Here is a 13385-nt window from a genome sequence, read left to right as displayed (position 1 = left end):
AAAAATTCATTTGCCTCGGGGTAGTTAAATAAAATGTAAAAGTATCCTAAAAGCAAATGTACAGGCGTTGTATCAAAAAGGTGTTACCCCAATATTAAAGATATATAAATATTGGGTAGGCAGGCGTGTATAATTGGGATTGTTAAGTATGGCCAGCCCGCAGGTAGTAACGCTTTCAACAGTACCCGCTTTCATCCCATTATGCAGGCGGTTTGTGTGTGATTATTATTTAGTTGAGTTTATTTTTTCAGGCCGGACAGCATAGTACCGGCCTTTTTATAGTAACTGAAGTGCAATTTTTAATTGCCAAAAACCGCCCCTTCATGAAATCCCCTTTCAATAGCTTCCCTGTGGTCGGGGTGGGCAATTTCAATTAATGCCTTGTTACGCTGTTTGAGTGTTTTGCCGTAAAGGTCGGCAATGCCATATTCGGTGATTATGTAATGTGCATGGGCACGTGTGGTTACAACACCCGCTCCCTGTTTTAGGAACGGCACGATCCTGCTGGCTCCGTGTTTGGTAACAGAAGGAAGCGCAATTATTGCCTTTCCGCCTTCACTCAGGGACGCGCCCCTGATGAAATCCATCTGGCCGCCCACACCCGAGTACATTTTCATGCCAATGGAGTCGGCGCATACCTGCCCGGTCACATCCACCTCAATAGCCGAATTGATAGCCACCATTTTCGGGTTCCGGCGTATCTGTGCGGTATCATTCACGAACGACGATTCCCGCATCTCTACAAAAGGGTTATCGTTCACGAAATCATACAGTCGTTGCGACCCGATAAGGAACGTAGCAAGTGCCCTCCCTTTTATAACACCCTTGTATTTACAATTGATCACGCCCTGCTCGATGAGGTCGATCACGCCATCGGAGAACATTTCGGTGTGCAGTCCAAGGTCCTTGTGGTTTTTGAGGTTGGAAAGTGCGGCATTCGGGATGGAGCCAATACCCATTTGCAGCGTACTCCGGTCGTCTATTAGTGAGGCTACATAGTGCCCTATCCGGTTCTCGGTTTCAGAAATGGCATCCTGGCCGTGAGAGAATACAGGGGCATCTGCTTCGACCAGGTAATCGATTTGCGAAATATGGATGATCCCATCGCCAAAGGTACGCGGCATTTGCGGGTTAACCTGTGCAATCACTGTTTTGGCGTTTTGTATGGCAGCAGGCGTTGCTTCTACCGATACGCCCAGCGAGCAGTAGCCGTGGGCATCCGGAGGCGATACATGTATAAAGGCCGCATCCAGGCTGATGATGTTGCGGCGGAACAGGTTGGGCAGCTCACTGAGGAATACCGGGGTGTAGGAACCGTTGCCTGCTGCCAGCGTGTGGCGAACATTCTTACCAATAAAAAAGGAATTGACATGGAAGCTGTCGGCAAGCATGGGGTCGGCATAATGCGCTTCGCCTTCGGTATGCAGGTGGCATAGCTCTACATTGCGCAGTTCGGAAGCCCTTTCACTCAGTGCTTTGGTAAGGAAATAAGGTGTTGCTGCGGCGGCCTGTACATACACCCTTTGGTTCGATTGTATTATTTTAACGGCTTCTTCTGCTGTGGTATATCGGGTCATGGAATTGAAATTTTTGGTAAAATTACGCCCGGCCCGTTGCAGTAAATATGACTTTCATCACATTTAACGTTTGTTGAAGCCGTGGCTTTATGATCTGTATCATTTCCGGCTATGAGGATACAAGCCAATTTTGCCTGTAGGTAAAATGAGCAAATAAAATGGACACGCAAAAATGTTTTCATTGCGGGCTGGATGTGGTAAAGAAAGAAGAACTACTGTTTGACGGGAAATCTTTCTGCTGCAACGGATGCAAAACCGTATATGAAATTTTCAGCCTTAACGGGCTTACGGATTATTACAGCCTCGAGCGTTCTCCGGGCGCAACGCCACAGGATATTAAGGGCAGGTATGATTTCCTGGACAATGACGACATTGTGAAGAGGCTGCTGGAATTTGAGGAAGATAACGTACACATCATCAGCCTTTACATTCCACATATCCATTGCAGTTCCTGTATCTGGATACTCGAAAACCTCAATAAGCTTAATCGCGCCGTCAGCAGCTCGCAGGTCAATTTCCATGAAAAGCGCGTTCGCATCATCTTCAATCCATCGGCTGCAAGCCTTAAGGAACTGGTGTACCTGCTCAATTCTATTGGTTATGATCCCTATATCAGTCTTGATAATTATGACAAGAAGCCCAGGAGCGTGAGCCGTGACCTTACTTACAAGCTGGGTGTTGCGTTCTTTTGTTTTGGCAATATCATGCTGCTTTCTTTCCCTGAATATTTCGAGATGGACGAATACTGGCTCGACAGCTACCGTGGTTTTTTCCGCTGGCTGGTTTTCGCGCTGGCCCTGCCGTCATTCCTTTACTCGGCGAGCGGGTATTATATCTCAGCCTGGAAAAGCATCAGGGCAGGGATGCTCAATATAGAAGTTCCCATAGCACTAGGTATAGTAGTCATGTTTGTGCGCAGTACTGTAGACATTATTTTCGGCTACGGGCAGGGTTTTTTCGATAGCCTTACGGGGCTGGTGTTCTTCATGCTGCTGGGTAAGCTTTTCCAGCAAAAAACATACAACTTCCTTTCGTTCGAACGTGATTTCAAATCTTATTTTCCCATCGCGGTAACCAGGATAATGCCCGACAGGAGCGAAGTTTCAATACCGGTATATGATGTGCTGGCAGGTGACCGGCTGCTGATACGCAACAATGAGCTCATCCCTGTAGACGGTATATTGATGAGCGAAAGCGCTCTGATAGACTACAGCTTTGTAACGGGCGAATCGGTGCCGGTAACGAAGCAATCGGGCCACAAGATATACGCCGGCGGTAAGCAAATTGGGCCGGTAACAGAGATGGAAGTACTGCGGTCGGTATCGCAAAGTTACCTTACCCAACTGTGGAGCAACGATGTGTTTTCGCGCAAGCGCAACAGGGATTACAAAACCATGACCGATACCATAAGCCGGTATTTTACACCTGTGCTGCTGCTTATAGCAATAGTGTCATTCACTGTCTGGATCTTTATCGATACACAAACAGCCTTCAATGTATTTACTGCCATACTAATTGTGGCATGCCCCTGCGCATTGGCGCTGAGTGCACCATTTACCCTGGGCAACGTGCTACGGATAATGGGTAACCGCAGGCTATACCTTAAAAACGCAACCGTGATCGAGCAGATGGCAAAGATCGATACCATAGTTTTTGATAAAACGGGGACCATAACCACGAATAAAAAATCAGAAATATATTTTGAGGGTACTGCCCCGGATGATAAGCAACTCATGTATATAAGGAATATACTGCGCGGCTCTAACCATCCCCTTAGCAGGATGCTTTACGACTTTCTTCCTGTAACGCCCGCACTGCCTGTACAGGATTTTCAGGAACTTACCGGCAACGGCATCAGCGGCATGGTAGATGGCATTCACTTGAAGATAGGCTCGGCTGCCTTTGTGGGCCATGTGGAAGATAACCTGATGCAGACCAATGTGCACATCGCTATCAACCGTAATTATATGGGCAAATATATTTTCGATAACCAGTACCGGGAAGGGCTTAAGGAACTTTTTGCCGAATTGCAGAAGGGTTATTCATTAAAAATTCTCTCAGGAGATAATGCCGGCGAAAGGCACGTGCTGGAACAGCTGCTGCCGGAAGGTACCGAATTCTGCTTTAACCAAAAGCCGGAACAGAAGCTGGCCTTCATCGAAAACCTCCAGAAAAAAGGCAGCAATGTAATGATGATAGGCGACGGCCTCAATGATGCCGGGGCATTGGCACAAAGCAACGTGGGAATATCCATATCGGAGAACGTAAATGTGTTCTCGCCAGCCTGCGATGGTATAATGGATGCAGGAGAGTTTAGGAAACTGGGATACTTTATGCGGCTTTCCAAACGTACGATACATACAATCCGGATGAGTTTTGTGCTTTCGCTGCTTTACAATTTGGCAGGGCTGTCATTCGCGGTTACCGGGCGGCTGATGCCGCTTACAGCAGCCATTATCATGCCGCTGAGCACAATAACCATCATCAGCTTTGTGACTGTCATGAGCAATTATTATGCACGCAGAAAATAATGCAATAAAAACCGGAAGTATGACCAACGTCATATTTTAAGAGCAATTCCGAACCTAATTTTGTTAACATAAATTTAAGAACCATGAGCGTAATCTACTTATTGATCACTATCAGCATCATTGTCGCCGTCCTTTTTCTATATGCCTTTATCAGGGCGGTAAAGCAGGGACAGTTTGACGACAGTTACACGCCGTCTGTCAGGGTGCTTTTCGACGACGAGCTAAAAAAGGAAGAAAACAAAATACAAAAACAAAATAACGCCTGATCATGGAAATGCAACAATTTTATTACGATAATAAGATAGTAAAAAAGTTTCTCTACGCCACTATTATTTTTGGGGTAGTCGGGATGCTTGTTGGGTTATTGATAGCATCAATGTACCTGTTCCCTAACCTTACCGACGGTGTGTCCTGGCTAAGCTACGGCAGGCTGAGGCCGCTGCACACTAATGCGGTTATCTTTGCTTTTGTGGGCAATGCCATGTTTGCGGGAATATACTATTCCATGCAGCGCCTGCTCAAAGCCCGTATGTTTAGTAACGTTTTGAGCAATGTCCATTTTTGGGGTTGGCAGCTCATCATTGTTGCTGCCGCCATTTCGCTGCCCCTTGGCTATACGTCCTCTAAAGAATATGCCGAGCTCGAATGGCCCATCGATATTGCCATTGCGCTGATATGGGTAGTGTTTGGGATTAACATGATAGGCACTATAATCAAGAGGAGGGAACGCCACCTGTATGTTGCCATTTGGTTTTACCTGGCTACATTCATTACCGTTGCCATACTGCATATTTTCAACAGCCTTGCCCTTCCGGTAAGCGGTATGAAAAGTTACTCGGTATATGCCGGTGTGCAGGATGCGCTGGTGCAGTGGTGGTACGGGCACAATGCCGTGGCCTTCTTCCTGACCACTCCTTTCCTTGGGCTTATGTACTACTTTGTGCCTAAGGCTGCCAATCGCCCTGTATATTCATATAAGCTGTCTATAATCCACTTTTGGTCGCTCATATTCATCTATATCTGGGCGGGTCCGCACCACTTGCTGTACTCTGCATTACCCGACTGGGCGCAGAACCTTGGAGTAGTATTCTCCATCATGCTTATCGCTCCATCGTGGGGAGGTATGATCAATGGTTTGCTTACACTTAGGGGCGCCTGGGATAAGGTACGCACCAGCCCTGTACTCAAGTTTTTTGTGGTAGCCATCACCGGATATGGTATGGCAACGTTTGAAGGGCCAATGCTTTCGCTTAAAAATGTAAACGCCATTGCCCACTTTACCGACTGGATCGTGGCCCACGTACACGTTGGTGCGCTGGCCTGGAACGGGTTCCTAACCTTTGGTATGATTTACTGGCTGATACCGCGAATGACAAAAACAACATTGTACTCTGTAAAATTAGCCAACTTCCATTTCTGGATTGGTACCCTGGGTATTATCATGTATTCATTGCCAATGTATGTGGCCGGGTTTACACAGGCTTCAATGTGGAAAGAATTTAATCCGGATGGTACCCTGAAATATGGCAATTTCCTTGAAACAGTGAAGCAGATCATGCCTATGTACTGGATGAGGGCAATAGGTGGAACACTCTTCGTAATCGGTTTGCTGGTATTGGTATACAACATCATTATGACTGTAAGGCAGGGGCAGAAAATTGAGGATGAACTTGCCGAGGCGCCTGCACTTCAAAAAATAAGCGCCAAAAGGATTAAAGGTGAGAAATTCCACCCATGGCTGGAAAGGAAGCCGATACAACTGGCATTGCTTGCTACTGTTGCCGTACTGATAGGCGGGTTAATACAAATTGTGCCTACTCTTATGGTAAAATCGAACATACCTACTATCTCTACCGTAAAACCGTATACCCCGCTTGAACTTGAAGGCCGCGATCTCTACATCCGTGAGGGATGTGTGGGCTGCCATTCGCAAATGATACGGCCATTCCGAAGCGAAGTGGAGCGTTATGGCGAATACTCAAAATCGGGTGAATATGTATACGACCACCCGTTCCTTTGGGGGTCTAAGCGCACCGGTCCCGACCTGATGCGGGTAGGGGGCAAGTACAGCGACAACTGGCACTTCAATCACCTGTGGGATCCGCAAAGCACTTCAGAAGGCTCGATCATGCCGGCATACAAATGGCTGTTTGATAACAAGAAAATGGATTATTCTGATATTCAGAAAAAAATGGAAGTGATGGAGCAGCTGGGTGTTCCCTACAGTAAGGAAGACATAGCGAATGCACATAACAGTATCAGTGAGCAGGCTGCAAAAATAGAGAAAAGCCTGCATGCCGACCCGGATTTTGTAAAGAGCTATGAAGAAAGCCGTAAAGCAGCCGGGGCGAGGGGCGAGGAATTTGTACCAATGAAAGACCGCGAGATCGTGGCCCTGATTGCCTACCTGCAGCGCCTTGGCACCGACATCAAAATTAAAGACAACAAACCTTCAAAATAATAAGCCATGCTAAAGTTTGTAAAGTACAATCTGGAATCTATAGCCGGAATTGAAATATACCCGATAATTTCATTGCTCATTTTCTTCACCTTCTTTGTTATACTCTATACATGGGTGTATACCTATCGCAAAGAAAAGATCAGTGAGCTGAGCAACCTCCCATTTTCTGAAGGAGAACAAAACGGAACCGATAACCAATAGCTATTAAAGATGAAAAAGTTTATTCCTGTATATGTTAGGGTACCCGTGCTGTTTGCGCTGGTGTTCATGGCCCTCGAATATTTTATCGACTCCGGCGACCGCCCTGCGTTCCTTAAATACCCGCTCGTATCGGTGTTCCTTTTTGTATTCCTTTTTTTACAGATAGCTATCGAGATCGTTATCTCGGCAATAGATAGGGTGACCTACAACCTGCTTACAGAGGAGCAGAAAAGGAAGCTGGATGAAGCCGATGCACTGGATTACAAAGACAGCAAGTGGTTTAAAAAGATGAAGGCTTTCTTCGTGAGGGCAAAACCTATTGAGGAAGAGGGCACCATACTGCTGAACCATGATTATGATGGCATACACGAACTCGACAACGTGCTGCCGCCATGGTGGGTAAAGCTGTTTTACGTAACTATTGCTTTTGCCGCAATATACCTGGTGCGTTTCCATATTATGGACGGCAAGGATCAAAAAGCCGAATTTGATACCGAAATGGAAGAGGCGCGCGTTGCTGTTGAGGAATACCGTAAAACGGCTAAAGACCTTATAGATGCCAACACGGTAACCTTGCTGACAGATCCTGCGGAACTTGCGGAAGGAAAGAAAATATTTGAAACCAATTGTATAGCCTGCCACAGGGCTGATGCCGGTGGGGCAATAGGGCCAAACCTTACCGATGAGTACTGGCTGTTGGGCGGGGGCATAAAAAATGTGTTCCATACCATTACAGAAGGCGGCAGGGACGGCAAGGGTATGGTACCGTGGAAAGGCACGCTCAAACCGTCTGAAATACAAAGAGTGGCCAGCTATGTACTTTCATTACAGGGCTCAAAACCAAAGGACCCTAAGGCTCCGGATGGCGAAATATGGAAAGATGACGCAGCAAAAGCCCCGGAAGTGGCAGCTAACAGTAAATAAAAACAAATGGATGACTTGCATGATGAGGAGTTCCGGGACCGGCTCGGGACAGTAGATGAAGAGGGTAAAAGGGCCTGGGTGTATCCCAAAAAGCCCAAAGGCAAATTGTATGAGTACAGGAAAACCGTTAGCTGGTTTCTGCTTGCATTCCTGTTTGCTTCACCATTTGTAAAAATAAATGGTAACCAGTTTCTTATGTTCAATGTGCTGGAGCGGAGGTTTAACATTTTTAGCTTCCCCTTCTGGCCGCAGGACTTCCATCTTTTTGTAATCTCGATGATCATTGGGGTGGTGTTCGTGGCATTGTTTACAGTGGCTTTCGGCAGGTTTTTCTGCGGGTGGATTTGCCCACAGACGATTTTCATGGAAATGGTATTCCGCAGGATAGAATACTGGATCGAAGGTGACCGCAATGCACAGATAAAACTCGACAATCAGGAGTGGGATGGCGAAAAGATCCGTAAAAAATCCTTTAAATGGTTCGTGTTCTTTATCATCGCATTTGTCATAGCCAATGTGTTTTTGGCCTATCTTACCGGAAGTGATGAGTTAATAGAAATGGTAGAAGAAGGCCCGGCTGATAACATGGGCACACTGATAGCCCTGCTGATATTTACCGGCGTGTTCTATTTTATATATGTATGGTTCAGGGAGCAGGTGTGCATCATCGCTTGTCCGTACGGCAGGTTGCAGGGCGCATTGCTGGACAATAAAACAATAGTTGTAGCCTATGACCATGTGCGCGGCGAGGCAGAAAAAGGCCGTGGCAGGATCGTGAAGAATGAAGACCGGGTACTTTCGGGCAAGGGCGACTGTATAGACTGCAAGCTTTGTGTGAGCGTTTGTCCCATGGGCATTGACATACGGAACGGGACACAGCTGGAGTGTACCAACTGTACCGCCTGCATTGACGAGTGTAACATCATCATGGACAAGGTGGGCTTACCGCAGGGGCTCATTCGCTACGCCAGTGAAGACGAGATCACGAAAAAAGAGAAGTTCGTTTTCACCACCCGTATGAAAGGTTATGCAGCTGTATTGCTCATATTGTCAGGGGTGTTTACCGGAATGCTATTTATGAGGAACGATGTAGAGGCAACCGTGTTGCGTCTTCCCGGGCAGCTTTTTGAACATAAGGGCGAAAACATAAGCAACGTGTTTACCTACAAGGTTATCAATAAAACAGAAAGGGATTTTAACGACGTATACTTTGTACTGGCCAGCCCGAAAGGAATTGTAAGGCCCGTAGGCTCACCAAAGTTTAAGGTGCCAAAAGAGGGGATGGTGTCAGGAACGCTGTTCGTCGAGATAAACCCTGCCTGGCTAAAGGGCGACAAAACAAAAATTACCCTTGAAGTATACAATGGCAATAAGCGTCTGGATACCGAGACCACCAACTTTTTGGGGCCGCGCAAATTTAACTAGCTTTTTTATTGACAGATACAACTAAAAACTAAAATGACATGAAATTTAACTGGGGTACGGGAATAGTAGTAGCTTTTGCACTGTTTATGGGATTTATATTGTTTTTTGTCTTCAGGGTGCAAAGCGACAGCAAATATGATAATGAGCTTGTAGTTGAGGAATATTATAAGCAGGAACGCACATTACAGGCACAGATGGACAGGGAGCAAAATGCTGCCGGGCTTGTACATAAAGTGCAGATTATAACCGAAAAGGGAGGCGTAAAGATCAGCTTCCCCGAAGAATTCAATAAGAAAATTACAGGAAAAGTGTCCCTGTACCGGCCGTCTGACCAAAAACTTGATTTTGAAATCCCTTTTTCATTATCAGGCCATCATTTGCTCATACCTAAAAGTGACCTGGCAGGCGGCCGCTGGGACATTACTGTCGATTGGCAGTACGATGGCAAAGGATATTTTACACATGAAATGCTGATGCTGTAATAATTGATGAGTTTTTATTTTCTATTTTTTATTGCTGTGGACTGTGGCAATAAAAAATAGAAAATAATCAATAAAAATCTAAAGAATGCTTTACTCTGCACTCATACTTGGCCTTGTTTCCAGCCTGCACTGCATCGGTATGTGTGGCCCCATAGCCATGATGCTCCCGGTAGACAGGAACAACCCGGCAAAGAAAACCCTCCAGATACTCACCTACCATGCAGGCAGGATTACTGCCTATGGCGCACTGGGAGTTGTGTTCGGTACATTAGGCAAAGGTCTTTTCCTTGCAGGAATCCAGCAGCAATTCTCTATCATTACAGGGATACTGATGATCGCTATCGTTATGATCCCCGAAAAAATGTTTGCGCGCTACAACTTTAGTAAGCCGGTATACAGGGCTATTTCGAAAGTGAAAACCGGGTTGGGCTCACGGTTCAGGCAAAAGGGCTATAGGCCATTATATACTGCCGGGGTACTGAATGGATTCCTCCCTTGCGGACTGGTTTATGCGGCGCTTTTCGGTGCCATTGCCATGCAAAGCGTGACTTACGGTATGTTGTACATGGTCTTGTTCGGTGCCGGTACCATTCCGTTGATGAGCCTGGTCGTTTACGCTTCAGGATTGTTGAAGAACCCGTTGCGTAACTCTTTTAGTAAGATTGTGCCTTATGCTGCTGTAGCTATTGGGATGCTGTTCATTGTGCGCGGGCTCGGGCTGGGCATTCCATATATTTCGCCTTCCAACATAAGCCTTTATGTAACCGGAGCACCGCAGTGCAAATAAGCTCATAGTCTTAAAAATAATTGTAAAAATCCTAACATGCCGCTTCTCCGGAGCTCAATTGCGCCTCACTAAAATTTTACTATAAATATGCCGTCCCTCTGGGACTCAACAGTTGGCAGCCCCGGCGGGGCGGAATGTTTATAGCAATAATACGATGTGAGTTGCTTAGAACTCCGGAAGAGTGGTATGTAAATTAAAATTTGTTCTGGCACTTAGGAATTAAAACCCTGAAGCAAATTCTTTTGCAAAATCTTCAAGCTTTATCTTACCGTCTACCGAATGGTTTCCGTTAAGGAAATCGGCCTGTATCCTGCCTTCGCGGAGGCCGCGCCCCATTTCGGTATATAATGCCGCTATCTCAGCGGGAACGCCTGCCTGCAACATGCCCTGTTCGTTATCCGTATCGCTAAAGGTGATCCATGGCAGTCCGGGCTTGCCAATGGCGTTTGCAAAAGCATTGGTTATTTCAACCGGGGTCTTCACGTCGCTCACGATATAGCGAACATCACTTTGCCCTGAAGTCCGTACCAGTTCCCTTGCCGCAGCCGATGCTATGTCCCTGGGATGTACCAATGGGATAAGGGTATCGGCAGCCAGGTTGCTTCCCAGCATCCCCGAATGTTTTATCATTGGGATGCTGTTGTTGAAGTTAATGTAAAAGTATCCTGCCCGAAGGAAAGTTACGTTTACATTGTCAAGATCATTGTAGGCATTCTCTATGGCATGCAGGGCGGCGATAGGTCCCGTACCGCCATCAAGTTCAGCGCCAATGCTGCTCAAAAGCACTACTCTTTTAACGCCCGATTCTTTTACTGCCGCAACAATGGCCTTCCCGGCGCCGATATTATTTGCTACGATACTCTCCAAACCAAGGCTGGGTGGCGTCATGGCAAAAACGGCATCTGACCCCGAAAAGGCTTTGGCAAGAAAAGATGCATCTGTAATGGAACCGATGGCTGCGGCTGCGCCTAAGGCTTCAATGTCTTTTTTACGTTCGTTATTGCTGCTTACCACGGTCAGTTGGTGGCCTTCGGCCAGTAATTGTTTCACTAGCGGCCCTGCTACATTTCCCAGCGAGCCTGTAATTGCTATTTTCATGGTTAAATATTTTATTATTATGAAACAAAATTATATCTTTACTTACTTTTTTACAAGTACTTACCCTAAAGTATGTATCTATGACAGCCATAAAAGAAACGTCGACTATTCAGGAAAATAAAGCTTATGCGCTTGAAATGTGCCCTGTAACCTTTACTATGGAAAAGATAGGCGGTTACTGGAAACCCATTATACTCTACCATCTTTCGCAGGGAGACAAGCGCTACAGCGAGTTGAAAAGGGCAATCCCGGCCATAACCGAAAAGATGCTCATACAGCACCTGAAACAGCTGGAGGCTGACGGGCTGGTTTTAAGGGAAGCAAAGCCAGTGGTACCACCGTTCGTGACGTACAGCCTGACTAATGCAGGTAAAGGCATCATACCAGTGATCAATGCCATGGCAGGGTGGGCGATCCAAATGTCGGGCGGGAAATTTGAAAACGGATAGCATATAAAAAAACCGGCATCCCAACAATACCGGCTTTTGCAAGATAAATCGTAGAAATTATATCGTCATCGAAAATAGCTTTGTTTCCGGTGCCTTTCGTTTCAGCCTCAGGTCGAATGCCATGCAGATGTTGCGTACAAACGGAAGGCCTTTTTCGGTTACGGTTATCGATGTATCGTCAATTATTACCAGTCCGTCCTTTTCCATCTCGCGCAAATCCCAAAGTACTTCGGGCAATTCGTTGAAATAGTCATCGTCGTTATCCCACGAGGTTTCAAAACGGCACATCAGGTTCAGTATATGCCTGCGAATTGTAAGGTCTTCATCCGTAAGTATATGGCCGCGGAATACGGGCAGCTCATTTTGTTCTATTCTTTGGTAGTAGTCTTCCAGTGTCTTTTCATTTTGCGCAAAGCTGTACCAGCTGTCGCTGATAGACGATACGCCCAGTCCTATCATCAGCTGTGTACTGGAGGAACTGTACCCCATAAAATTGCGATGCAGCCTGCCGGCACCAAAGGATTCATACATACTGTCAGACTCCAGTGCAAAATGATCCATACCTATTTCGTGATAGCCTTTATCGCACAATATTTTTTTCCCGATTTCATACAGCCTGCGTTTTTCCTTGTCTTTTGGCAGGCAGGAATCGTCAAAGCCACGCTGGCCGGTTCCTTTTATCCAGGGTACATGGGCATAGCTGTAAAATGAAATGCGGTCGGGCCTTAATGCATTGGTCCTTTCAATCGTATCTACAATATCTTCAACTGTTTGGCAGGGTAGCCCGAATACAAGGTCGTGGCTGATGGACGTGTACCCGATTTCGCGGGCCAACAATGTTACTTTGGCTACATTTTCAAAAGGCTGCACGCGATTGATGGCTTTCTGCACAATTTCGCTGTAATCCTGCACACCAAAGCTTACCCTCCTGAAACCGAGGTTGTATAGTGTTTGCAGGTGCTCCTTTGTGGTATTGTTCGGGTGGCCTTCAAAACTGAATTCATATCCCGGTGCGGCATCGGCCAGTTCAAATATACCTTTTATCAGCCTTTCGAGGTTTTCCGGGCTGAAGAAAGTAGGAGTGCCCCCGCCAAGGTGCAGTTCCTTAATGCGCGGCCTGCTTCTGAAAAGGTCGCGGTACATGACCCATTCCTTCAGGATAGCACTTATGTATGCTGTTTCTACCGAATGGTTTTTTGTAATGCGCTTGTTGCATCCGCAAAAGGTACACATGCTTTCGCAGAAGGGAAGATGGATGTACAGGCTGATACCCTGCGTTGCATTGGTTTCGCCAAACGACCGTACTACGCTCTCCTCCCAAAGGCCTTCGGTAAATCCGGAATTATCCCAGTAGGGCACAGTAGGGTAGCTGGTGTAGCGCGGCCCGGGCACATTGTATTTCTGCAGTATTGAGGTTTCCATTTTCATAGTTTATAAAAGCAAAATTAAA

Annotated in this window: 12 protein-coding genes; 9 read left to right on the top strand and 3 right to left on the bottom strand. The window is 46.4% G+C overall.

The window, feature by feature from the left end:
* Nucleotides 1-299: 299 nt before the first annotated feature.
* The gene (locus tag AAEO56_RS00415) at nucleotides 300-1577 is read right to left on the bottom strand and encodes an acetyl-CoA hydrolase/transferase family protein (RefSeq protein WP_341695032.1); all 1278 of its coding nucleotides are present in this window, start codon (nucleotides 1575-1577) and stop codon (nucleotides 300-302) included.
* A gap of 158 nt (nucleotides 1578-1735) precedes the next feature.
* Here AAEO56_RS00415 and AAEO56_RS00410 point away from each other — a divergent pair, with 158 nt between their 5' ends.
* The 8 genes from AAEO56_RS00410 to AAEO56_RS00375 all read left to right on the top strand — a co-directional run bounded on the left by AAEO56_RS00410 (nucleotide 1736) and on the right by AAEO56_RS00375 (nucleotide 10388).
* Complete coding sequence (locus tag AAEO56_RS00410; protein ID WP_341695031.1) at nucleotides 1736-4108, top strand: heavy metal translocating P-type ATPase; 2373 nt, start codon at nucleotides 1736-1738, stop codon at nucleotides 4106-4108.
* 83 nt (nucleotides 4109-4191) lie between these two features.
* A complete protein-coding gene (gene ccoS / locus AAEO56_RS00405; protein ID WP_341695030.1) occupies nucleotides 4192-4374 on the top strand; it encodes a cbb3-type cytochrome oxidase assembly protein CcoS in 183 nt (60 codons plus the stop codon).
* Between the two features lie 2 nt (nucleotides 4375-4376).
* A complete protein-coding gene (ccoN, locus tag AAEO56_RS00400; protein WP_341695029.1) occupies nucleotides 4377-6569 on the top strand; it encodes a cytochrome-c oxidase, cbb3-type subunit I in 2193 nt (730 codons plus the stop codon).
* A gap of 6 nt (nucleotides 6570-6575) precedes the next feature.
* Nucleotides 6576-6770, top strand: coding sequence for a CcoQ/FixQ family Cbb3-type cytochrome c oxidase assembly chaperone (locus tag AAEO56_RS00395; protein WP_341695028.1), 195 nt, complete (start codon nucleotides 6576-6578; stop codon nucleotides 6768-6770).
* Between the two features lie 9 nt (nucleotides 6771-6779).
* Entirely contained in the window at nucleotides 6780-7694 is a 915-nt protein-coding gene (locus AAEO56_RS00390; RefSeq protein WP_341695027.1) for a cbb3-type cytochrome c oxidase N-terminal domain-containing protein, read from the top strand.
* Nucleotides 7695-7700: 6 nt separating this feature from the next.
* The gene (ccoG, locus tag AAEO56_RS00385; protein ID WP_341695026.1) at nucleotides 7701-9119 is read left to right on the top strand and encodes a cytochrome c oxidase accessory protein CcoG; all 1419 of its coding nucleotides are present in this window, start codon (nucleotides 7701-7703) and stop codon (nucleotides 9117-9119) included.
* Nucleotides 9120-9157: 38 nt separating this feature from the next.
* Nucleotides 9158-9601, top strand: coding sequence for a FixH family protein (locus AAEO56_RS00380; RefSeq protein WP_341695025.1), 444 nt, complete (start codon nucleotides 9158-9160; stop codon nucleotides 9599-9601).
* Between the two features lie 85 nt (nucleotides 9602-9686).
* The gene (locus AAEO56_RS00375; RefSeq protein ID WP_341695024.1) at nucleotides 9687-10388 is read left to right on the top strand and encodes a sulfite exporter TauE/SafE family protein; all 702 of its coding nucleotides are present in this window, start codon (nucleotides 9687-9689) and stop codon (nucleotides 10386-10388) included.
* Nucleotides 10389-10607: 219 nt separating this feature from the next.
* Here the strand turns inward: AAEO56_RS00375 and AAEO56_RS00370 are convergent, their stop codons facing one another.
* Nucleotides 10608-11486 carry an NAD(P)H-binding protein gene (locus AAEO56_RS00370; protein ID WP_341695023.1) on the bottom strand — a complete coding sequence of 293 codons (879 nt, stop codon included), beginning with the start codon at nucleotides 11484-11486 and terminating at the stop codon, nucleotides 10608-10610.
* A gap of 80 nt (nucleotides 11487-11566) precedes the next feature.
* Between AAEO56_RS00370 and AAEO56_RS00365 the strand changes: the two genes are divergently transcribed.
* Complete coding sequence (locus AAEO56_RS00365) at nucleotides 11567-11935, top strand: winged helix-turn-helix transcriptional regulator (protein ID WP_341695022.1); 369 nt, start codon at nucleotides 11567-11569, stop codon at nucleotides 11933-11935.
* A gap of 57 nt (nucleotides 11936-11992) precedes the next feature.
* On the opposite strand, the gene hemN is transcribed toward AAEO56_RS00365, so the two are convergent.
* Entirely contained in the window at nucleotides 11993-13357 is a 1365-nt protein-coding gene (hemN, locus tag AAEO56_RS00360; RefSeq protein ID WP_341695021.1) for an oxygen-independent coproporphyrinogen III oxidase, read from the bottom strand.
* Nucleotides 13358-13385: the final 28 nt, after the last annotated feature.

Source organism: Flavobacterium arundinis, from assembly GCF_038289855.1.
Lineage (GTDB): Bacteria > Bacteroidota > Bacteroidia > Flavobacteriales > Flavobacteriaceae > Flavobacterium > Flavobacterium arundinis.
This window is presented reverse-complemented; position numbering and strand designations above follow the sequence as displayed.